General features: G+C 72.3%; 18 protein-coding genes and 1 riboswitch. Of the genes, 15 read left to right on the top strand and 3 right to left on the bottom strand.

Annotated features, from left to right (window positions below; translation table 11 throughout):
* The first annotated feature begins 9 nt into the window (after positions 1-9).
* The 3 genes from ACFZAX_RS28135 (at position 10) to ACFZAX_RS28125 (ending at position 3,375) form a co-directional block, all read left to right on the top strand.
* Entirely contained in the window at positions 10-1,443 is a 1,434-nt protein-coding gene (locus ACFZAX_RS28135) for a transcription antitermination factor NusB (RefSeq protein ID WP_390965083.1), read from the top strand.
* A gap of 121 nt (positions 1,444-1,564) precedes the next feature.
* Positions 1,565-2,248: a ribulose-phosphate 3-epimerase gene (gene rpe / locus ACFZAX_RS28130; RefSeq protein WP_390965082.1), complete on the top strand. Its 684-nt coding sequence runs from the start codon at positions 1,565-1,567 to the stop codon at positions 2,246-2,248.
* A 131-nt stretch (positions 2,249-2,379) separates the two neighbouring features.
* Positions 2,380-3,375, top strand: coding sequence for a sugar-binding domain-containing protein (locus ACFZAX_RS28125; RefSeq protein ID WP_390965108.1), 996 nt, complete (start codon positions 2,380-2,382; stop codon positions 3,373-3,375).
* A 77-nt stretch (positions 3,376-3,452) separates the two neighbouring features.
* Here the strand turns inward: ACFZAX_RS28125 and ACFZAX_RS28120 are convergent, their stop codons facing one another.
* A complete protein-coding gene (locus tag ACFZAX_RS28120; protein ID WP_390965081.1) occupies positions 3,453-4,496 on the bottom strand; it encodes a terpene cyclase in 1,044 nt (347 codons plus the stop codon).
* Between the two features lie 332 nt (positions 4,497-4,828).
* Here ACFZAX_RS28120 and ACFZAX_RS28115 point away from each other — a divergent pair, with 332 nt between their 5' ends.
* The 5 genes from ACFZAX_RS28115 to ACFZAX_RS28095 all read left to right on the top strand — a co-directional run bounded on the left by ACFZAX_RS28115 (position 4,829) and on the right by ACFZAX_RS28095 (position 11,443).
* Entirely contained in the window at positions 4,829-6,295 is a 1,467-nt protein-coding gene (locus ACFZAX_RS28115; RefSeq protein ID WP_390965080.1) for a GuaB1 family IMP dehydrogenase-related protein, read from the top strand.
* Positions 6,296-6,648: 353 nt separating this feature from the next.
* The gene (locus ACFZAX_RS28110; RefSeq protein ID WP_390965079.1) at positions 6,649-8,106 is read left to right on the top strand and encodes an aldehyde dehydrogenase family protein; all 1,458 of its coding nucleotides are present in this window, start codon (positions 6,649-6,651) and stop codon (positions 8,104-8,106) included.
* Positions 8,107-8,203: 97 nt separating this feature from the next.
* Positions 8,204-8,662 carry an Lrp/AsnC family transcriptional regulator gene (locus ACFZAX_RS28105; RefSeq protein WP_327174670.1) on the top strand — a complete coding sequence of 153 codons (459 nt, stop codon included), beginning with the start codon at positions 8,204-8,206 and terminating at the stop codon, positions 8,660-8,662.
* 228 nt (positions 8,663-8,890) lie between these two features.
* A complete protein-coding gene (locus ACFZAX_RS28100) occupies positions 8,891-9,697 on the top strand; it encodes a nitrilase-related carbon-nitrogen hydrolase (protein ID WP_390965078.1) in 807 nt (268 codons plus the stop codon).
* 54 nt (positions 9,698-9,751) lie between these two features.
* Complete coding sequence (locus ACFZAX_RS28095) at positions 9,752-11,443, top strand: FAD-dependent oxidoreductase (protein ID WP_390965077.1); 1,692 nt, start codon at positions 9,752-9,754, stop codon at positions 11,441-11,443.
* A gap of 54 nt (positions 11,444-11,497) precedes the next feature.
* Here the strand turns inward: ACFZAX_RS28095 and ACFZAX_RS28090 are convergent, their stop codons facing one another.
* On the bottom strand, positions 11,498-12,226 hold the full coding sequence (locus tag ACFZAX_RS28090) for a DUF5995 family protein (protein ID WP_390965076.1): 729 nt from the start codon (positions 12,224-12,226) through the stop codon (positions 11,498-11,500).
* Positions 12,227-12,814: 588 nt separating this feature from the next.
* On the opposite strand from ACFZAX_RS28090, the gene ACFZAX_RS28085 reads away from it, so the two are divergent.
* Entirely contained in the window at positions 12,815-14,185 is a 1,371-nt protein-coding gene (locus ACFZAX_RS28085; protein WP_390965075.1) for a solute carrier family 23 protein, read from the top strand.
* A gap of 217 nt (positions 14,186-14,402) precedes the next feature.
* On the top strand, positions 14,403-15,533 hold the full coding sequence (locus tag ACFZAX_RS28080) for a DNA glycosylase AlkZ-like family protein (RefSeq protein ID WP_390965074.1): 1,131 nt from the start codon (positions 14,403-14,405) through the stop codon (positions 15,531-15,533).
* A gap of 25 nt (positions 15,534-15,558) precedes the next feature.
* Here the strand turns inward: ACFZAX_RS28080 and ACFZAX_RS28075 are convergent, their stop codons facing one another.
* The gene (locus ACFZAX_RS28075) at positions 15,559-16,794 is read right to left on the bottom strand and encodes an MFS transporter (protein WP_390965073.1); all 1,236 of its coding nucleotides are present in this window, start codon (positions 16,792-16,794) and stop codon (positions 15,559-15,561) included.
* Between the two features lie 137 nt (positions 16,795-16,931).
* Between ACFZAX_RS28075 and ACFZAX_RS28070 the strand changes: the two genes are divergently transcribed.
* The 5 genes from ACFZAX_RS28070 to ACFZAX_RS28050 all read left to right on the top strand — a co-directional run bounded on the left by ACFZAX_RS28070 (position 16,932) and on the right by ACFZAX_RS28050 (position 22,306).
* Positions 16,932-18,179: an ROK family protein gene (locus tag ACFZAX_RS28070; protein WP_390965071.1), complete on the top strand. Its 1,248-nt coding sequence runs from the start codon at positions 16,932-16,934 to the stop codon at positions 18,177-18,179.
* 137 nt (positions 18,180-18,316) lie between these two features.
* Positions 18,317-18,447, top strand: a riboswitch (FMN riboswitch).
* 163 nt (positions 18,448-18,610) lie between these two features.
* Positions 18,611-19,729: a bifunctional diaminohydroxyphosphoribosylaminopyrimidine deaminase/5-amino-6-(5-phosphoribosylamino)uracil reductase RibD gene (ribD, locus tag ACFZAX_RS28065; RefSeq protein ID WP_390965070.1), complete on the top strand. Its 1,119-nt coding sequence runs from the start codon at positions 18,611-18,613 to the stop codon at positions 19,727-19,729.
* Complete coding sequence (locus ACFZAX_RS28060; protein ID WP_390965069.1) at positions 19,729-20,382, top strand: riboflavin synthase; 654 nt, start codon at positions 19,729-19,731, stop codon at positions 20,380-20,382. The genes ribD and ACFZAX_RS28060 overlap by 1 nt, the downstream gene beginning before the upstream one ends.
* Positions 20,379-21,023, top strand: coding sequence for a nicotinamide riboside transporter PnuC (gene pnuC / locus ACFZAX_RS28055; protein ID WP_390965068.1), 645 nt, complete (start codon positions 20,379-20,381; stop codon positions 21,021-21,023). The genes ACFZAX_RS28060 and pnuC overlap by 4 nt, the downstream gene beginning before the upstream one ends.
* Entirely contained in the window at positions 21,020-22,306 is a 1,287-nt protein-coding gene (locus tag ACFZAX_RS28050) for a bifunctional 3,4-dihydroxy-2-butanone-4-phosphate synthase/GTP cyclohydrolase II (RefSeq protein ID WP_390965067.1), read from the top strand. The genes pnuC and ACFZAX_RS28050 overlap by 4 nt, the downstream gene beginning before the upstream one ends.
* Positions 22,307-22,321 lie beyond the last annotated feature (15 nt).

The raw sequence follows: 22,321 nt of genomic DNA, 5'->3' as shown, positions 1-22,321 counted from the left end.
ACCTTTCACGTGAACGACCAGCCTCGTCGCCGTCCCGCCCAGCCCCACCGCCGCCCCAAGAAGGACCCGGTGCGGTTCCTGGCCTTCGAGGCCCTGCGGGCCGTCGACGAGCGGGACGCCTACGCCAACCTCGTGCTGCCCCCGCTGCTGAAGAAGGCCCGCGCCAAGGGCGACTTCGACGGCCGCGACGCGGCGCTGGCGACGGAGCTGGTCTACGGGACGCTCCGCCGGCAGGGTACGTACGACGCGATCGTGGCGGCCTGCATCGACCGGCCGCTGCGCGAGGTCGACCCGCCGGTGCTCGACGTCCTCAACATGGGCGTGCACCAACTGCTCGGCACGCGCATTCCCACTCACGCCGCCGTCTCCGCCAGCGTCGAGCTGGCGCGCGTGGTGCTGGGGGAGGGGCGTGCCAAGTTCGTCAACGCGGTGCTGCGCAAGGTCACCGCGAAGGACCTGGACGCCTGGCTCGACCAGGTCGCGCCGCCCTTCGACGAGGACGCCGAGGCGCACCTCGCCGTGGTCCACTCGCACCCGCGCTGGGTGGTCTCCGCGCTGTGGGACTCCCTCGGCGGCGGCCGGGCCGGTATCGAGGACCTCCTCGAAGCCGACAACGAGCGCCCCGAGGTGACCCTGGTGGCCCGCCCCGGCCGGTCCACCACCGGTGAGCTCGTCGAAGCCCTGGGCGAGGAGCAGTCGCTCCCCGGCCGCTGGTCGCCCTACGCCGTACGCATGGCCGAGGGCGGCGAGCCCGGTGCGCTGGCCGCCGTACGCGACGGCCGGGCCGGTGTGCAGGACGAGGGCAGCCAGCTCGTCGCCGCCGCCCTCGCCAACGCCCCGCTGGAGGGTGACGACAGCCGCTGGCTCGACGGCTGCGCCGGTCCCGGCGGCAAGGCCGCGCTGCTGGCCGCGCTCGCCGCGGGCCGGGGTGCCGCCCTGCTCGCCGCCGAGAAGCAGCCCCACCGCGCCCGGCTGGTGGAGCGTGCCCTGGCCGGCAACCCCGGCCCGTACCAGGTGATCACCGCCGACGGCACCCGCCCGCCGTGGCGGCCCGGCAGCTTCGACCGCATCCTCATGGACGTGCCGTGCTCCGGTCTGGGCGCGCTGCGTCGACGCCCCGAGGCGCGCTGGCGCCGCCGGCCCGAGGACCTGGAGAGCTTCGCCCCGCTCCAGCGCGGCCTGCTGCGCGAGGCGCTGAAGGCGGTACGGGTCGGCGGGATCGTCGGTTACGCGACCTGCTCGCCCCACCTCGCCGAGACCCGGACCGTGGTGGAGGACGTCCTGAAGGGGCGCGGCGGCGACCCGGTCGAGGCGGAGTGGGTGGACGCCCGCCCCCTGATGCCGGGCGTCCCCGCCCTGGGCGACGGCCCCGACGTGCAGCTCTGGCCCCATCTGCACGGCACCGACGCGATGTACCTCGCGCTGCTGCGGCGTACGGGCTGACCGGTCGGCCGACCGGTCAGCGGGACCCGGGCGGCGCGCGTTGCCCGAACCGTGACCAGCCCGTGAGGCTTTGGGGCTCCCCGTGGCGGGGAAGCGGTCCGGAGCATGGCAGGCTTGGGGCATGGCCCAGATCAACCCCAGCATCCTCTCCGCCGACTTCGCCCGCCTCGCCGATGAGGCGAAGGCGGTTCAGGGCGCCGACTGGCTCCACGTCGACGTGATGGACAACCACTTCGTGCCCAACCTGACCCTCGGTGTGCCCATCGTGGAGTCGCTGAGCCGGGCCACCGACACCCCGCTCGACTGCCACCTCATGATCGAGAACCCGGACCGCTGGGCGCCGAGTTACGTCGAGGCGGGTGCCGGCTCCGTCACCTTCCACGTGGAGGCGGCGGCGGCCCCGGTCCGGCTGGCGCGGGAGATCCGGGCCAAGGGCGCCCGGGCGTCGATGGCGCTCAAGCCGGCGACGCCCATCGAGCCGTACGAGGACCTGCTCCCCGAGCTCGACATGCTGCTCATCATGACGGTGGAACCGGGCTTCGGCGGGCAGGCGTTCCTCGACATCATGCTGCCGAAGATCCGCCGCACCCGGGACCTGATCTCCAGGCACGGGCTCGACCTGTGGCTGCAGATCGACGGCGGGGTCTCCGAGGAGACCATCGAGCGCTGTGCCGAGGCGGGCGCCGACGTCTTCGTCGCGGGTTCGGCGGTGTACGGAGCGTCCGACCCGGCCGGGGCGGTGCGCGCGCTGCGGGCGAAGGCGGAGGCGGCGACGGCCGCAGCGCCCTGGGCATGCGGCCACTGAACCAAGGGCAGATGAACGCGGCCCGACGCGGCCGTTCAAGTGCGCCGGATCTGACAGGATGACGGCGTAGCGGGCATGTGAACAGCAGTGAGGAGATCGCGGTGTCTGGCATCTCGGCGGGTCGGTCAGCCATGCGGATGGGCCCCGCGGAGCTCGTGCAGGCGGCGGCCATGGCTCGACGGTTCTATCTGGAGGGCAAGTCCAAGATCCAGATCGCCGAGGAGTTCGGCGTCAGCCGCTTCAAGGTGGCCCGGGTCCTGGAGACGGCCCTCGAGCGTGATCTCGTACGCATCGAGATCCGGGTGCCGGCCGAGCTGGACGCGGAGCGTTCCGACGCGCTGCGGTCCCGGTACGGGCTGCGCCACGCGGTCGTCGTGGAATCTCCGGCGGAGGAGCAGGACGACGCCCCCGACCCGGAGAACCTGGGCGAGGTCGCGGCCGATCTGCTCGGCGAGCTGGTGACCGAGGGCGATGTCCTCGGTCTGGCCTGGGGCCGGTCCACCATTCACATGGCGGCGGCGCTCGACCAGCTGCCGCCGTGCACGGTGGTCCAGCTGACCGGCGTCTACGACGCGGGCACGGCCGAGCGCGGGTCCGTGGAAGCGGTCCGCAGGGCCGCGCAGGTCTCCGGCGGCGAGGCGCACCCCATCTACGCTCCGATGCTGCTGCCGGACCCGGCCACCGCGGCGGCACTCCGCAACCAGACGGGGATCGCGCGCGCCTTCGACTACTTCGACAAGGTCACCGTCGCCGCGGTCTCCATCGGCTCCTGGGAGCCGGGCATCTCCACCGTCCACGACATGCTGTCGGACGACGAGCGCTCCCACTACGCCTCCCTCGGCGTCGCGGCCGAGATGTCCGCCCACCTCTTCGACGCCGAAGGGCGCCGGGTCGGCCGTGACCTGGGCGAGCGCTGCATCACCGTGGAGGCCGACCGGCTGCGCCGCATCCCCGAGGTCGTCGCCATCGCGGGCGGCCAGCGCAAGGCGGCGGCGATCGGCGCGGTGCTCCGCTCCGGCCTGGTGACCAGCCTGGTGACGGACACGGCAGCCGCCGAGTACCTGCTGACCGAGTCCGCCGCCGGAATCCGGCCCGCCCTGGAGCGGGCCGACCCGGACGGCCGCTGACGGAGTTCCGTACACGGCAGGAGGCCGGCACCCCGCGACGGGGTGCCGGTCTCCTGCCGTGCGGGAGCCGGAAGTCCTCAGCCGCGGGCGTGACCCACGTGCTCGGCCGCGATGCCGAGCACGGCTTCCTCCAGGTACTGCCCGGGCTCCTCGTACTGGCTGACGTCGGCGGGGTTGTACCGGGGCGTCTGCCGGGACCAGTCGAGGTTGCCGCGCATCCAGCTGCGCATGCCGTCCAGGTAGGGAACGAGCAGCCTGGACAGCTGCGGGTGCAGCTCGAGGAGTTCGTCCTCCGCCGTCAGGAACCGCTCCGTCTCCGTGGCTATGCGGTCGGCGACCAGGTCGAGTGCCTCCTGCTCGCCGAGCCCGCGGTGGTGGCGGACGAGGTGGACGAGGTTGTGGATCTCGCCGAGCACCTGCTCCTTCTCGTAGGAGTAGACGTCGTTGGCCCAGCAGACCACGTTGCACGAGGCTTCGAGCGCGGTGATGAACCGGGGGTCGTTGTGGATCGACTCGGGCGCCTCGATACCGGCGACGATCTCTATGAGGTCCATGCAGACGTGGATCGCCCCGGTGTGACGCCGCTTGGCCACGTACGTCTCCTCGGACGGGACCACGTCGTCCGCACGGTTTCCGGCCTCCCAGGTGGTGGCCGTGGTGAGGTACGCCACCAGGTGGAAGGCGAAGCGGGTGCGCCAGTGCGGGGCCACGCCCGGAGTCGTGCGCTCCCACAGGTCGGCCAGGGCCACGACGGCCCTGGGGAGTTCCTCGCCCGGTTCCGGATCCGGGGCCGTGCCGTCCACGACGGCGCGCATCCTGGCCACGACGTCCCGTACCCGCTCCGGGTCGCGGCCGAGATGGCCGTCGTCGAGCTGGTCGTCGACGAGGAAGAGCCAGACGAACCAGTCGGCCACCAGGGCCAGCTGATCGGCGTCCGCCGTGGGGTGGACCATGCCGACGAACGCGGCGAAGTCGGCTTGTTCGAATCGCTCGCGCGCGGACTCGCGGTGCACCAGCCCGGTGCTGCGCGTCCAGCTGTCGAGGTGCTTTCGGACGTGCCCGACATGCGGATTCGTGCGCTGGGGGAACGGGCAGTAAATGTCCGGCAGTTCACTTTCCACGGGCGGATCGGGGTCCTCTCCGGTCATTCGCGTGACGGGCGGCCCTGCACGTTTCCTCTCGTGCCCCCGGGTGCCCCCAAGACCTGCGGATGGTGAAACTACCTGACTGCTTGTCACCTGGTCCAGCCTGGGAGATCGCCATCTATTCGAATTAAGTTCGATTAGTCGGGCATGGTGTGTACGCGTCATCGGATCGGGGTAGGTTCCGCCGGTCGGGGTATGCTCCCGGGCACCACCGCCGTGGGCTCTTGGAGGAATCTACGAGTGCCGGTGGCCATTGCTGTGCCTTTTCCGGGGCGACCTGCGACGATTCCCGTGGAAGCATGGGTGTCATGCGTTTTCTCGAACCTGGCACCGGCCGCTACTCAGACACCCCCTCCGTCCCGTACGACCTCACGTACGACGATGTCTTCATGGTTCCGGGGCGTTCGGCGGTCGGATCGCGCCAAGGAGTGGATCTTTCCTCGCCCGACGGCACCGGGACGACCATCCCGCTGGTGGTGGCCAACATGACCGCCATCGCGGGCCGGAGGATGGCCGAGACCGTCGCCCGTCGCGGCGGCCTCGTCGTCATCCCGCAGGACATCCCCATCGAGGTCGTCACCGAGGTCATCTCCTGGGTCAAGACGCGCCACCTCGTCCTGGACACCCCGATCGTGCTGGCCCCCGGCCAGACCGTCGCGGACGCCCTCTCGCTGCTGCCCAAGCGCGCCCACGGCGCCGGCGTCGTGGTGGACGAGGACGGCAAGCCGGTCGGCGTCGTCACCGACCACGATCTGACCGGTGTGGACCGCTTCACGCAGCTCTCCGAGGTCATGTCCAAGGACCTGGTCGTGCTGGACGCGGACATCGACCCCCGTGAGGCCTTCAACCGGCTCGACACGGCCAACCGCAAGCTCGCCCCCGCCGTCGACGCGGAGGGCAGGCTCGTCGGCATCCTCACCCGCAAGGCCGCACTCCGCGCCACCCTGTACACCCCCGCCACCGACGCCGACGGCAAGCTGCGCATCGCTGCCGCCGTCGGCATCAACGGGGACGCGGCCGGCAAGGCCAAGCAGCTCCTGGACGCCGGTGCGGACGCCCTCGTCGTGGACACCGCCCACGGCCACCAGGAATCCATGATCAACGCGGTCCGCGCGGTCCGCGCCCTGGACCCGAAGGTCCCGATCGTCGCGGGCAACATCGTCGCAGCCGAGGGCGTGCGCGATCTCGTCGAGGCGGGCGCGGACATCATCAAGGTCGGCGTCGGTCCCGGCGCCATGTGCACCACGCGGATGATGACCGGCGTGGGCCGCCCGCAGTTCTCCGCGGTGCTGGAGTGCGCCGCCGAGGCGAAGAAGTACGGCAAGCACGTCTGGGCGGACGGCGGCGTCCGCCACCCGCGCGACGTGGCCATGGCCCTCGCCGCCGGCGCGTCCAACGTGATGATCGGCTCCTGGTTCGCCGGTACGCACGAGTCGCCCGGAGACCTCCAGCAGTCGGCCGACGGCCGCTCCTACAAGGAGTCGTTCGGGATGGCCTCGGCCCGCGCGGTGAAGAACCGCACGTCCGACGAGTCGGCCTACGACCGCGCCCGCAAGGCGCTCTTCGAGGAGGGCATCTCCACCTCGCGGATGTTCCTCGACCCGTCGCGCCCCGGTGTCGAAGACCTGATCGACTCGATCATCGCGGGTGTCCGTTCGTCCTGCACCTACGCCGGTGCCGCCTCCCTGGAGGAGTTCGCCGAGAAGGCGGTCGTGGGTGTGCAGAGCGCCGCGGGATACGCCGAGGGCAAGCCCCTCCACGCCAGCTGGAGTTGATCCGGCCGGCCGCTCCCGGCCCTCCCGCGCGTCGTCGAACCGCGGCTGCCGGGCGGCCTCAGGCCGAACGACGGCAGTCCGAAGACGCGTCCGAGCAACTTCTGTGCCCCCCGCGGTGATCGACCGCGGGGGGCACGGTCGTCCGGGGTGATCGACCGCGGGGGGCACGGTCGTCCGGGGTGATCGGCCGCGGGAACACGGTCGCCCGGCGGGTGATCGACCGCGGAGGCGAGGTCGCACACGCGTTGCCCGGTCGAGGCCCGCCCCTGGCCGGTCCGTCGCTTCAACTCCACGACGGCGTAAGTAATATGAGTCCCGTTCAGTCACCCGCCCACTCTGCGGTAAGGGATCTCATGTCCTTCTTCACTGACCTGGCCCACCAGTACATCGACGGCGAGTGGCGGCCCGGCAAGGGCTCCTGGGACATCATCGACTTCAACCCGTTCGACGGGGAGAAGCTCGCTTCCATCCCGGTCGCCACGGCCGAAGAGGTGGACCAGGCATACCGCGCCGCCGAGCGTGCCCAGCGGACGTGGGCCGAGACCAACGCGTACACCCGGCGCGGGGTCCTGGAGAAGGCGCTGCGGATCGTGGAGGAGCGCGAGCCCGAGATCGGCGACGCGATCGTCGCCGAGCTCGGCGGCACCCGCCTCAAGGCGGCCTTCGAGCTGCACCTCGCCAAGGAGTTCCTCCGCGAGTCCGTCCAGATCGCGCTGCGCCCCACCGGCCAGCTGCTGCCCTCGCCGGTCGAGGGCAAGGAAAACCGCGTCTACCGCGAGCCGGTCGGCGTGGTGGGCGTCATCAGCCCGTTCAACTTCCCCTTCCTGCTCTCCCTGAAGTCGGTCGCCCCGGCGCTCGCCCTCGGCAACGCGGTCGTCCTGAAGCCCCACCAGAACACCCCGATCGTCGGCGGCACGCTCATCGCCAAGATCTTCGAGGACGCGGGTCTCCCCGCCGGCCTGCTGAACGTCGTCGTCACCGACATCGCCGAGATCGGCGACGCCCTGCTGGAGCACCCGGTCCCGCAGGTGATCTCCTTCACCGGCTCGGACAAGGTCGGCCGCCACGTGGCGACCGTCGGCGCCGCCCACCTCAAGCGGGTCGTCCTGGAGCTCGGCGGCAACAGCGCGCTCATCGTCCTGGACGATGCCGACATCGACTACGCCGTCGACGCCGCGGTCTTCAGCCGCTTCGTCCACCAGGGCCAGGTCTGCATGGCCGCCAACCGCATCCTGGTCGACCGTTCCGTCGAGGCCGAGTTCACCGAGAAATTCGTCGCCAAGGTCGCCTCCCTGACCGTCGGCGACCCGGCCGACCCGGCCACCCAGATCGGCCCGCTGATCAACTCCACGCAGGCCGAGGCCATCACCAAGCTGGTCGAGCAGACCGTCGCCGGCGGGGCCACCGCGCTGCTGCGGGGCACCACGGACGGCAACCTGGTCGGCCCGTCCGTGCTCACCGGCCTCTCCGCGGACTCGCCCGTGCTCCAGCAGGAGATCTTCGGCCCGGTCGCGCTGATCGTGCCCTTCGACGGCGAGGACGAGGCCGTCCGGATCGCCAACGACACCCCGTACGGCCTGAGCGGCGCCGTGCACACCGGGGACATCGAGCGCGGAGTGCGCGTCGGCCGGCGCATCCACACCGGCATGATCCACATCAACGACGGCACCGTGAACGACGAGCCCATCGTCCCGTTCGGCGGCGTGAAGAACTCGGGTCTCGGCCGCCTCAACGGCGAGTCGACGATCGACTCCTTCACCACCCAGAAGTGGATCTCGATCCAGCGGGGCCGCACGCGGTTCCCCTTCTGACCGATCCGGACGAGAGACCCAGGGGCGCCCGTGGTCTACTGCGGGGGCGGCGACGCCGCCCCCGCAGCAGCCCTCGCAGAGAAGTGAACCGCCCGACGTGCGCCTGAACGACCTCGACGAACGCATCGTCCACGCCCTCGCCGAAGACGCCCGACGCTCCTACGCCGACATCGGTGCCCTCGTCGGCCTGTCCGCACCCGCCGTGAAGCGCCGTGTCGACCGGCTCCGCGACCAGGGGGCGATCACGGCGTTCACCGTGCGGGTCGACCCCTCCGCGCTGGGCTGGGAGACCGAGGGGTTCATCGAGATCTTCTGCAGCCGCAACACCTCCCCCGAGGCGATCAGGAGCGGGCTCTCGCGCTACCCCGAGATCGCCTCCGCCTCCACCGTCACCGGCGAGGCGGACGCCGTCGTCCAGGTCTTCGCGGCGGACATGCGCCACTTCGAGCAGGTACTCGAACGCATCGCGAGCGAGCCCTACGTGGAGCGCACGAAGTCGGTCCTGGTGCTCTCCCCACTGGTCCGCCGCTACGTGTCCGGGCCGCCCGCCGAGTGAGACCCGGCCCGGCATGGTCCGAGCGAGCGGACCCAGCTCCGTACGGCTCCACGCTGAGACCTGGATCACCTTCCTGACCTGCGACGACGCCCTGCGCAACGAATCGCCGCGCAAGGGCTTGCGGACGCAACGGATCGACGGTCGGTGCGCAACGCTCGCGCCTTGTCGGGGGTGTGGCGCGAAACGTACCTTCGGATACGTCCCCCGCCGCCCCGCCCGAGGTCAGCCATGCCGTCGTTGCGCACCGCCCTGTTCCAGAGCTCCGGCACCCCCGGAGACGTGACGGCGAATCTCGAAGCCCTCGACGCCGCCGCCGCGCGCGCCGCCGCCGGCGGGGCCCGGCTGCTGGTGACCTCCGAGCTGTACCTCACCGGTTACGCCCTCGGCGACGCCGTGCCCCGCCTGGCCGAACCCTTCGACGGCCCCGGCGCCCGGGCCGTCGCCGCCCTCGCCGCCCGGCACCGGATCGCCGTCCTGTACGGCTACCCGGAGCGTGCGGGCGAGCTGATCCACAACGCTACCCAGCTCATCGGCCCCGACGGCACACCCCTCGCCCACTACCGCAAGACCCACCTCTTCGGCGCGTTCGAGCACACCTGGTTCACCCCCGGGGAGCGGGCCGTCGTCCAGGCCGAACTCGACGGCGTCCGCGTCGGGTTGCTGATCTGCTACGACGTCGAGTTCCCGGAGAACGTACGGGCGCACGCCCTCGCCGGTACCGACCTGCTGCTCGTGCCCACCGCGCAGATGCACCCCTTCCAGTTCGTCGCGGAGGCCGTCGTGCCGGTGCGCGCCTTCGAGAGCCAGATGTACATCGCCTACGTCAACAGGACCGGCCCGGAAGGGGAGTTCGAGTTTGTCGGACTGAGCTGCCTGGCCGGCCCCGACGGCGCGGTGCGCGCCCGGGCCGGACGCGGCGAGGAGCTCGTGACCGGCGACGTGGACCCCGCCCTCCTCGACGCCTCGCGCGCCGCCAATCCGTACCTCGCCGACCGTCGCCCGGAGCTGTACGGCGCGCTCGCCCGCCGGGCCTGAAGGCCCTCCCGCCTCTTCGTCTCCCCTCTCGTCCCCACCAGGAGTCCGTACCCCATGACGTCCACGGTGCCCAACGCCGTCCCGCACGCCGACACCGCCCCGCCGATCACCATGTTCGGCCCGGACTTCCCGTACGCGTACGACGACTTCCTCGCGCACCCCGCGGGCCTCGGCCAGATCCCCGCCACCGAGCACGGCCAGGAGGTCGCGGTCGTCGGCGGCGGCCTCTCCGGCATCATCACCGCCTACGAGCTGATGAAGATGGGCCTGCGCCCCGTCCTCTACGAGGCCGACCGGATCGGCGGCCGGCTGCGCACCGTGGGCTTCGACGGCTGCGACCCCTCGCTCACCGCCGAGATGGGCGCGATGCGCTTCCCGCCCTCCTCCACCGCGCTCCAGCACTACATCGACCTGGTCGGCCTGGAGACCCGGCCGTTTCCCAACCCGCTCTCCCCGACGACCCCTTCGACCGTCGTGGACCTCAAGGGTGAGTCGCACTACGCGCGCACCGTCGACGACCTGCCCCAGGTCTACCGCGACGTGATGGACGCCTGGAACACCTGTCTGGAGGAGGGCGCCGACTTCTCCGACATGAACCGGGCCCTGCGCGAACGGGACGTCCCGCGCATCCGCGAGATCTGGGCCCGGCTGGTCGAACAGCTCGACAACCAGACCTTCTACGGCTTCCTGTGCGCCTCCGACGCCTTCAAGTCCTTCCGCCACCGCGAGATCTTCGGCCAGGTCGGCTTCGGCACCGGCGGCTGGGACACCGACTTCCCCAACTCCATCCTGGAGATCCTGCGGGTCGTCTACACCGAGGCCGACGACCACCACCGGGGGATCGTCGGAGGCAGCCAGCAGCTGCCGCTGCGCCTGTGGGACCGCGAACCGGTGAAGATGGTGCACTGGCCGCTCGGCACCTCGCTCTCCTCCCTGCACGGCGGCGACCCCCGGCCCGCCGTCACCCGGCTCGACCGCACCGCGGGCAACCGCGTCACGGTCACCGACGCGGACGGCGACATCCGCACCTACCGCGCCGTCGTCTTCACCGGACAGTCCTGGCTGCTGCTCTCCAAGATCGCCTGCGACGACGAGCTCTTCCCGATCGACCACTGGACGGCGATGGAGCGCACCCACTACATGGAGTCGTCCAAGCTGTTCGTCCCGGTCGACCGGCCGTTCTGGCTGGACAAGGACGAGACCTCCGGCCGCGACACCATGTCGATGACGCTGACCGACCGGATGACCCGGGGCACGTACCTGCTGGACGACGGGCCCGGCAAGCCGGCCGTCATCTGCCTCTCGTACACCTGGTGCGACGACAGCCTGAAGTGGTTGCCGCTCTCCCCGAACGAGCGCATGGACGTCATGCTGAAGTCGCTCGGCGAGATCTACCCGAACGTCGACATCCGCAAGCACGTCATCGGCAACCCGGTGACCGTCTCCTGGGAGAACGAGCCCTTCTTCATGGGCGCGTTCAAGGCGAACCTGCCCGGCCACTACCGCTACCAGCGGCGGCTGTTCACCCACTTCATGCAGGACCGGCTGCCCGCCGGGAAGCGGGGGATCTTCCTGGCCGGCGACGACATCTCCTGGACGGCCGGCTGGGCGGAGGGCGCGGTGCAGACCGCCCTCAACGCCGTCTGGGGCGTGATGACCCAGTTCGGCGGCTCCACCGACCCGGCCAACCCGGGCCCCGGCGACCTCTTCGACGAGATCGCCCCGGTGGAACTGCCGGAGGACTGACGCCGTACCCGCCTCCCGGACCGGGCCGACCGGGGGGCGGGTACGTGCCGCGGTTCAGCCGCAGGGCGTCAGCAGGAAGCGGCCCACCAGGCCGACCGTCGCGTCCGTACGCCGGCGGAACTCCTCGGCGAGCGGCGGGACCACCCGCAGCCGCCAGAGCACCTTCGCCGCCGACCAGGCGCCTTCCCGGGCCCGCTGGAGGCTCCAGGACGTCAGCAGATGGGTCAGCGGGTCGGCGATCTCCAGCAGATCCGGTCCGGGCATCAGATCCTCGCGGATGCGCTCCTCCAGAGTGACGAGGAGGTCGCCCACGCGCTCGAACTCGTCCTCCAGGTCCGGCGGGGCGCAGCCGAGCGTACGGCAGCTGTCCACCACCGCCAGCGCGAGATCGTGGCCGATGTGCGCGTTGATGCCCGCCAGGGCGAACTGAATCGGGCGTACGCCCGGATGACGCCGGAACTGGAGGAGCGGACGCCAGCATTCCGGTGCGGGGCCGCCCCGGTCGGCGGTGCCGATCGCGGTCAGGTAGTGCTCGGCGAACCGGACGTCCAGCACCGAGGTGGCGGCGCGGTCGGGGAAGCCGCCCGCGCCGAGCTCCCCGCCGATGGCCTCGGTGACCGCCAGGTACACGTCGTTGAAGACCCCCACGCCGTCCCCTTCGGGGCACAGCGCCCCCAGGGCGCGCATGCGTCCGACCACGTCCGCGATGCTGGTGGGTGCCGTCTCCACGGCCCGGTCCGGGCCGGGCGGGGCCGTGTCCGCGATCTGTTCCGACTGCGCCATGGCAGCAGCGTCCCAGCCGTACTCCCGACGCGGCGCCGGCCGGGCCGGAGTTCATCGGATCGGACGAACCCCGGTGCCCCGGAAGGATGGTGTGGAGCGCCGGACCGCGTCCGCGAAGTCCCGGGGCGCGAGAAAGGTTTCCCCGGGTATGGCGGAGGCGCCGCGCGTACGCCCTCGCCGGCCGTGACTGCGGCGGGACCTCCGGGGGCGGGGTGCCGGACCCCCGCTCGTACGACACCTGGATGCGAGGGTCCGCAGCCGGGCTCGGCGACGGACCGGCGAACGGCTGCCCGGCGGAGGCGGGGGAGTTCAGCACGGAGTACGCGTAGCCCTCGCGACGGGCTGGAGCCGTCCGTCGCGGTTCCTCCTACGCCCCGGCAGGTACGAGCTCCTGCGGGTCGGTCACCCGTACGCGAGGATGAACGTTTTGGCCACGCGGCCGGAATTGGGCTACAAAGGTTCTTTTCCGGTCATGGTTCCGCGGGGTGCGTTCGTGCTGCCCCGACCTGGAGCGCCGGTGGGCGAAGGGCGTGCGACGTTGCCCGCGCCGGTGCCTTCCGGGGGTGTGACACGAGCTGAGGGGTGATCATGGCGGGCTTCGGCTGGAAGCTGCACGGTGACGGGAAGCATCTGCTGCCGGGGGAGGTCGTCAAGCCCGACGAGCGGCTGACCTGGGGCCGGACCGTCGGGCTCGGAGCCCAGCACGTGGTCTCCATGATCGGCGCGTGCTTCGTCGCGCCGGTCCTGATGGGCCTGGACGCCAACCTCGCCGTCATGGCGTCCGGTGTCGCCACCATCCTGTTCCTGCTCGTCACGCGGGGCCGTATCCCCAGCTACCTGGGGAGCAGCCTCTCGTTCGTCGGCGTCGCCGCCGTGATCGCGACGCAGGGCGGTGACGCCTCGACCCTCACCGGCGCACTGCTGGTCGTCGGAGCCGTGCTCTTCCTCTGCGGGGCGGTGGTGCGCGCACTCGGCGCGCGGATCATCCACATGGTGCTTCCTCCGGTGGTCACCGGAGCGGTCGTCATGCTCATCGGCTTCAACCTCGCCCCGGTGACGGCCGGCACCTACTGGCCGCAGGACCAGTGGGCCGCGTTGGCCACCATGGCCTTCACCGGGTTCGCCCTGGTCGTCCTGCGCGGCTTCTGGTCCCGCATCGCGATCTTCCTCGGACTGGCCTTCGGCTACGTCCTCTCCTGGGTGCTCGACCGGATCTTCGGCCGCATCCACTCGCCGGCGGGCGGTACCGAGGCCGTGGACCACTGGCGCCTCGACCTGTCCGGGGTCGGCCACGCGAGCTGGATCGGCCTGCCGGACTTCCACGCCCCGAGCTTCTCCGGATCGGCGGTCCTCGTCGCCCTGCCCGTGGTCATCGCCCTCATCGCGGAGAACGCGGGACACGTCAAGGCCGTCGGCGAGATGACCGGCGACCCGCTGGACGACCAGCTCGGCACGGCGATCATGGCGGACGGCGCGGCCACCATGGTCGCGACCTCCGTGGGCGGTCCCGCGACCACCACGTACGCGGAGAACATCGGGGTGATGGCCGCCACCCGCGTCTACTCCACCGCCGCCTACTGGTGCGCGGCCGGGTTCGCGATCCTCTTCGGGCTCTGCCCCAAGTTCGGCGCCTTCGTCGCGGCGATCCCCGGCGGGGTCCTCGGCGGCATCACCGTCATTCTCTACGGCATGATCGGCCTGCTGGGCGCCCAGATCTGGGTCCGCTCCGGCGTCGACCTCGCCAACCCGCTGCACCTCGTGCCGGTCGCGGCCGGTGTCATCATCGGGATCGGCAACGTCAGCCTGACCTTCACCGACAACTTCGAGTTGAGCGGCATCGCGTTGGGGACCCTGGTCGTGGTCCTCGGCTACCACGCCCTGCGGGCCCTGGCGCCGGCCCACATGACCGGCGAACCTCCCCTGCGGGAGCCGGAGAACCCGGGGTACGACCGGGGCTGAGCCCCGGGCGGCGCGGGCGGGGCACACCCCTCCCACCGGGGCGGATGCCGCCCCCGGTCGAGGCCCCCGCGCTGTCGTGGAGGACCTCGGTGTCCCAGGAGAGGCGGGAGAGGTGACCGGACATCGAAAACCGGTCCGCCACACTGAGCCGGACCGACCCGTCGTCCCGGGCGCCGCAGCCGGGCATGATGGCCGCACGACGAAGGGTGGACGGATCATGGTGCGCACGAATCGGCCGACGGCGACGGAAGCGCCCGCGAGCAGGATGGACCGCGCGCAGGTCCTCGCCCTCCGGTTCGCGGCCCACGGGCTGGACCGGTCCTCCGGCGCACCCGGTCCCGGCCCGCTCGGGCTGCTCGGGGTACAGGACACCCCGGCAGGTTCGGCGCGGCTCGCGCTCGCCGCGCGCGGGGTCCCGCCCGAGGGACTCGAGCGGGTCTGGACGTTCCGGGGCGCCCCGCACCTGCACCGGCCGGACGCGCTCCCCGCTCTGGCCGGGGCGCTCTGGCCGCTGGACGACGCCGACGCCGGGGCCCGCATCCGTACGACGGTCATCAAGGAGGGCGCGAAGCTCGGGCTGCGCGCCTTCCGGACCACCGCCGAGGCCTTCCGGTCGGTGGTGACCGGACCGAAGCCCAAAGGCGTGGTCAGCGGGGAGGTGAGCGCGCTGGTGGACCCCTCGCTCACCTTCGACTGCGCCACCTGCGGGGCCCGGCACATCTCCGGGCTCCTCTTCCAGCAGGCCGGGCTCTTCGGAGCGGTACGGGTCACCTCCGAGGGCGGCACGACGCTCTCGCCGCTGGAGCCCGGGTTCGCGCTGCCGGAGGCCGCGCACGGTACGGACGCCCTGGTCCGCGCCTACCTGCGACTGCACGGTCCGGCCGGCCCCGCCGACGTGGCGAAGTACCTCGGTGTGCGGACCCCGGTCGTCCGGGCGGCGTGGCCCGGGGGCCTGCTGGAGGTGGAGGTGGCCGAAGCGGGCGGCGCGGTGCGTACCGCCTGGTCGGCCGCCCCGGAGCCCGGGGCGGCCGAAGCGCCGGACGTCCGGGGGACGGTACGGCTGCTGCCGCCGGGCGACCCGTTCCTCCAGGGCCGCGACCGGGAGCTCCTCGTCCCCGACGAGGCCCGCCGCAAGGAGATCTGGCGGGCCATGGGCAACCCGGGCGTGCTGCTGGTGGGCGCCGAACCCGCCGGCACCTGGCGGGCCAAGGCGGCCGGACGCGCGGTCGCGATCACCGTCACACCGTTCGCCCCGCTCGCCGCCCCGGTCCGCCGGGCCCTGGAGGAGGAGGCCGCGGCGGTGGCCGCCGCGCGGGGCGCCGACGAGGCCCGCCTGCACCTCGCCTGACGTACCCCGCGGTCCGGTCGGCGGTTCAGCCCTCGGACGGGCTCTTCGCCACCACGCCGGCCGGGGCGGGCGCCCCGTCGGCGACCTTGCGGTCGGCGCCCCGCAGGACCCCGGCCCCGAGCACCAGGCCGAAGGCGAGCACGGTCACCAGGCCGAACGAGACGACCAGCGAGGTCGCCTCCGCCAGCGAACCGATCGCGGACGGTGCGACCAGCCCGGAGGTATAGGTGATGGTGGCGACGCCCGCGATGGCCTGGCTCGGGTTCGGACCGCTGCGCCCGGCCGCCGCGAAGGCCAGCGGGACGACGACCGCCACCCCGAGGCCGATCAGCCCGAAGCCGCACAGGACGCCCACCGCGCCGCCGGGGGAGAAGACCACCAGCGCCCCGCCCGCCGTGGCGAGCGCTCCGCCGGCCCGTACCGAACGGACCGCTCCGAACCGGTCCACGAGTTTGTCCCCGGCGAGGCGCGCCACCGTCATCGTCAGCGCGAACGCCGTCGTGGAGGCGGCCGCGAGACCGGCGGAGGTGTCGACGACGTCCCGCAGGTAGACGGCCGACCAGTCCATACTGGCGCCCTCGGCGAAGACGGCGCAGAAGCCGATCGCGCCGATCACCAGCGCCGACTTGGGCGGGAGGGTGAAGCGCGGCGGCGGCTCCTCGTCCGCCTCGCTGCGCAGGTCGAGCACCCCCTGGCAGGCGATGAGGCCCAGCAGGGTCAGGGCGAGCGCGGCCAGGGCGTGGTGGAGGCGCGCGTCGGCGCCGACGTGGGCCGCCACCGTGCCCGCCGCCGAGCCGATCAGGGCCCCGGCGCTCCACATGCCGTGCAGGCCGGACATGATCGACCGGTTCAGGCGGTTCTCCACCTCCACGCCCAGCGCGTTCATGGCCACGTCGGACATGCCGGCCGAGGCGCCGTAGACGAAGAGGGCCGCGCAGAGCGTCACCAGGTCGGGGGCGAGCGCGGGCAGGACCAGCGCCAGCGTCCACAGGGCGAGCAGTCCGCGCAGGGCGTTCCGGGCGCCGAACCGGTGGCTGATCCGGCCGGCCAGCGGCATCGCCAGCGAGGCGCCGATCGCCGGGAAGGCCAGGGCGAGGCCCAGCTGTCCCGCGCTGGCCCCTGCGTGGTCCTGGATCCAGGGGACCCGCGTGGCGAAGCTGCCGGTGACCGCGCCGTGCACGGTGAACACCGCGGCGATCGCGTATCGGGCGCGTTTCACCTGCGCGGTGCCGAAGGCTGTGGTGGTCGAGTCCGATGACATCGCGAGGTTCCCTCCCCATTGGCGCCCGCAGAGCGGCCGGTGCTCCTGTGCCAGGATCGAGGCGTAAACTATCAGGAACCTTGCCTGATAAAAAGCCCGCGTCCAGGGGCGCGGAGGCGATCTGGAAGGATTCCGGCATGCCCGCCTCACCGAGCACCGCCCGGGCCATCAACGACCGGCTCGCCCTGCGTCTCCTCCAGCAGGACGGCCCGTTGACGGCCACCCAGCTCAAAACGTCGACCGGGCTCTCCCGTCCGACCGTCGCCGACCTGGTCGAACGGCTGCAGGACGCCGGTCTCATCGAGGTCGTCGGCGAAGCCGGCGCCGAACGCCGGGGCCCGAACGCCAGGTTGTACGGGATCGTCGCCGACCGCGCCCACCTCGCCGCGCTCGACATCCGCACCGGCAGCGTCTCCGTGATCGTCGCCGACCTCCTCGGCAGGACGCTCGCCGAGGCCAGCGTGCCCATCGGCAGCGACACCGGCACCGCGCCCGCCGTCGAGCGGGCCGTCGCCCTGCTGGAACGCACCGCCCGCGCGGCGGGCGACGCCCCGCTGCACAGCGTCGGCATCGGGGCACCCGGGCTGATCGACCCCGCCACCGGCGAACTCCGGGTCACCATCGGACTGCCCGCCTGGCACCGCGAGCTGGTGACCTCCCTCCAGCAGCGGCTGCCCGCCAAGGTCCTCGTGGAGAACGAGACCAACCTCGCCGCCGTCGCCGAACACCGCGTCGGCGCCGCCCGCGACCGGCCGACCTTCGCCCTCTTCTGGCTCGGCCACGCCATCGGCGCCGCGCTCATGCTCGACGGCACCCTGCGCCGGGGGGCCTCCGGCGGCGCGGGGGAGATCGGCTTCATGCCCGTCCCCGGCGCGGTCGGCACCCTCTCGGCCGCCACCTGCGAGGGCGGGTTCCACTCGCTCGTGGGCTCGGAGGCCATCTGTGCCCTCGCCGCCTCCCACGGCATGGAGCCCCCGCGGACCCGCCCGGACGAGGAAGGCGGGGAAGGCGGGGAAGGTACGGAACCGCGGTGCGCGGCGTCCGGCCCCGAGCAGGGGTACGCCGCCGCCGCGTACGTCCGCAACGCGCTCGCCGGAGCGCTGGGCGGCGAGGCGTTCCTCGGCGCCCTCGCCCACCGGATCGCCCTCGGTGCCGCCTCCGTCGTCTCGGTCCTCGACCCCGGCTGCCTGGTGCTCGCCGGGGAGGTGGGCCACGCCGGGGGCGCCGGACTCGCGGCCCTCGTCGAGCAGCGCCTGGCCGTGCTGTCACCGTTGCGCACCGAGGTCCGGGCGGGCGAACTGGGCGGCACGGCGATCCTGCGCGGCGCGCTCTTCACCGCCCGGGAAGCGGCCCAGGACGCGCTTTTCGCCCCCGCCGGCTCCTGACCCGCGCTCCCGGGCGGCGCCGGGCCTCCCTCGTACCGGTGGCCGCGCCCCTCACGGAACGTTCACTGTGAGCCACCGCACAGCTACCCCCCTGCTGGCCGGACGCAAGACGTGGCAGACTGAGGGGGTACCAGCAGCAGCGCACTCCGGGGTCGGTGTAATTCCGAACCGGCGGTTATAGTCCGCGACCCGTCCGCATCCAGCGGCCGGTTGACCAGGTGAGATTCCTGGACCGACGGTGAAAGTCCGGATGGGAGGCAGTGCGCGGCGGTCCGTCATCGGGTACGCCGCCGTGGGCGGACGCGTGTTCCGGAGAATTCCGGGCGGCGCGTTCGGTTTTCGCGGTCCAGGCGCCATCCCTGTTGCGTACCGCTTCATCTGTCGTCATCGACAGGCCCCGGAGTCCGTGCCCGAAGAGGCAGGAGGACCCGGTGGCAACCGCAGCCGACATCACCGCCATGCGCCGAGCGATCGAGCTCGCCGCCCGCGGCCTCGGCTCCACCAGCCCGAATCCGGTCGTCGGTTGTGTGATCACCGACGCCGCCGGAGCGCCGGCCGGTGAAGGCTTCCACCAGCGCGCGGGAGGACCGCACGCCGAGATCCACGCCCTGCGCGAGGCCGGGGAACGGGCTCGTGGCGGCACCGCGTACGTCACCCTCGAACCCTGCAACCACACCGGACGCACCGGCCCCTGCGCGCAGGCGCTGATCGAGGCCGGCGTCGCCCGCGTCGTCCACGCCGTCGGCGACCCGAACCCGCAGGCCACCGGGGGCGCCGAGACCCTGCGCGCCGCCGGGGTCCAGGTCGGGAGCGGGCTCCTCGCCGCCGAGGCCGAGGCCGGCAACACCGCCTGGCTCACCTCGGTGCGCCTCGGACGCCCGTACGTCCTCTGGAAGTACGCCGCCACCCTCGACGGCCGGATCGCCGCCGCCGACGGCACCAGCCGCTGGATCACCTCGCCGGAGTCCCGCGCCGACGTGCACAGGCTGCGCGCCGAGGCCGACGCCGTGATCGTCGGTTCCGGTACGGCCCGCACCGACGACCCTCAGCTCGGCGCCCGGGGCGTCGAGGGTGCCACACAGCCGCTGCGCGTCGTCGTGGACACCACTGCCACCGCCGTACGGCCCGGCGCCCGGGTCCTGGACGCCACCGCACCGACCCTGGTCGCGGTCGCCGGGGACGCCGACACCCGCCACCTGCCCGAGGAGAACGTGCTCCGGCTGCCGCGCGCCGCCACCGGCACCGGACTGGACGTCACCGCCCTCCTCGCGGCCCTCCACGAGCGGTCCGTCCGCTCCGTACTCCTCGAAGGCGGCCCCACCCTGGCGGGCGCCTTCGTCGCCGCGGGGACCGTCGACCGGGTCGTCGGCTACCTCGCCCCGGTCCTCCTCGGCGCGGGACCCGCCGCCCTCGCCGAGGCCGGAATCTCCACCATCGCCCGGGCGTTGCGGCTCGATGTGACCGAGACCGTGCGCATCGGCCCCGATCTCCGCATCACCGCCGTCCCCGCCACCGTCGCCGCGGACTCCACCGCTCGGAAGGGAAACTAGTGTTCACCGGAATTGTCGAAGAACTGGGTGAGGTCACCGCCGTCGAGGAACTCGACGACTCCTCCCGCTTCCGGCTGCGCGGACCCGTCGTCACCGAGGGCGCCAAGCACGGCGATTCGATCGCCGTCAACGGTGTCTGCCTGACGGTCGTCGAGACCGGCGCGCACGAGTTCACCGCCGACGTCATGGCCGAGACCCTGAAGCGCTCCAGCCTCGGCGCGCTCGTCGCCGGCTCCCGCGTCAACCTGGAGCGCCCCATGGCGCTCGGCGGCCGGCTCGGTGGCCACATCGTGCAGGGGCACGTGGACGGCACCGGCCGCATCCTGGCCCGTACCCCCTCGGAGAACTGGGAGATCGTCAAGGTCTCGCTGCCCGCCGAACTGACCCGGTACGTGGTCGAGAAGGGCTCGATCACCGTCGACGGCGTGAGCCTCACCGTCGTCGACGCCGGGCCCGACCACTTCACCATCAGCCTCATCCCCACCACCCTCGCGCTGACCACGCTCGGCCTCAAGCAGGTCGGCGACCCGGTCAACCTGGAGGTCGACGTCATCGCGAAGTACGTCGAGCGCCTGCTCGGCGGCCGTTCCGGCAACCAGGGCGACACCTACCTCCGCAACCAGGGCGACACCGAAGAGGAGACCGCGAAGTGAACGCCGCCGACTGGCTCAACTCCGAGGCGTTCACCGTCCTCGACCAGCACATCAAGTGGTCGGACATGATCGGCAACACGATCGGTCTGATAGCCCTGGCCCTCGGCTGGAAGCGGTCCGTGCTGACCTGGCCCGCCCAGCTCCTGTCCGGCGCGATCCTGCTTTTCGCGTTCGCCTCCGCCCACCTGTCCGGCAGCGCGGGCAAGCAGATCGTGGTCATCGTCGTCTCGCTGCTCGGCTGGTACTCCTGGACCCGCGGCAAGCAGCAGGCGCAGGACGGCTCCATAGCCGTACGGTTCGCCACCTGGCGCGAACGCGGCGTACTGCTCGCGGGCGCGGCGGTCGGCACCCTCGCCGTCGGCGGCCTGTTCACCGCCTTCCCCGAGCTGTCCTGGGACCCGTGGCCGGACGCGTACGTCTTCGTCGGCACCATCGTCGCGATGTACGCCCAGGCGCGCGGCATGGTCGAGTTCTGGTTCGCCTGGCTGCTGGTCGACCTGGTCGGCGTCCCGCTGAACTTCGCCAACGGCTTCGCCTTCTCCGGATTCGTCTACGTCATCTACGGCGCCCTGGTCCTGTGGGGCATGCGCGACTGGTGGCTGCGTACGCGCACCGCCGGTCTGGAAGGAGCCACGGCATGACAGCCCAGCCCGCCACCCCTTCGCACCACGACCGCGAACTCGCGCTCGACCCCGTCGAGCAGGCGATCCGTGACATCACCGCCGGCCGCCCGGTGGTGGTCGTCGACGACGAGGACCGCGAGAACGAGGGCGACCTCGTCATCGCCGCCGAGAAGGCCACGCCCGAAGTCATCGCGTTCATGATGAGCGAGTGCCGCGGACTGATCTGCGCCCCGATGGAGGCCGACGAGCTCGACCGGCTCGAACTCCCGCAGATGGTCCAGCACAACACCGAGTCGATGAAGACCGCCTTCACCGTCTCGGTGGACGCCTCCGCCGAGTACGGCGTCACCACCGGCATCTCCGCCGCCGACCGCGCCACCACCCTGCGGATGCTCGCCGGCGGCACGGCCGGGCCCGGCGACTTCGTCCGGCCCGGCCACGTCTTCCCGCTGCGCGCCCGGGACGGCGGCGTGCTCGTCCGCAACGGCCACACCGAGGCCGCCGTCGACCTCGCCCGGCTCGCCGGACTGCGCCCGGTCGGCGCGATCGTCGAGATCGCGGGCGAGGACGGCATCATGCTGCGGCTCCCCGAACTCGTGCCGTTCGCCCGCAAGCACGGCCTCACGATCATCTCCATCGAGGACCTGATCGCCTACCGTCGCAGTGCCGAACCCACCGTCCGCCGCGAGGCCGAGGTCCGGCTGCCGACCGCCTTCGGCGACTTCACCGGCTACGGCTACCGCTCCGTGACCGACGGCGTCGAACACGTCGCCCTGGTCCACGGGGACGTCGGCGACGGCGAGGACGTCCTCGTCCGCATCCACTCCGAATGCCTGACCGGCGACATCTTCCAGTCCCAGCGCTGCGACTGCGGTCCCCAGCTGCGGGCCTCCATGGAGCGGATCACCGGCGAGGGCCGGGGCGTCGTCGTCTACCTCCGGGGCCACGAGGGCCGGGGCATCGGCCTGCTCCAGAAGCTGCGCGCCTACGAACTCCAGGAGCGAGGCTCCGACACCCTCGACGCCAACCTGGAACTCGGCCTGCCCGCCGACGCCCGCGACTACGCGGCCGGCGCCCGGATCCTCCAGGACCTCGGGGTACGCAGCCTCCGGCTGCTGACCAACAACCCCGACAAGACCGCCGCCGTGGTCCGCCACGGCCTCGCGGTCAACGGCCGCGAGCCCATGCCCGTACAGGCCGGCGAGCACAACCTGCGCTACCTGCGTACCAAGCGGGACCGGATGGGGCACGACCTGCCCTGGCTCGACGGCGTGCCCGCCTCCACCTGCGGCAACCAGTAATCCCTCGGACAGACC

The organism is Streptomyces sp. NPDC008125 (assembly GCF_042957125.1).
Lineage (GTDB): Bacteria > Actinomycetota > Actinomycetes > Streptomycetales > Streptomycetaceae > Streptomyces.
This window is presented reverse-complemented; position numbering and strand designations above follow the sequence as displayed.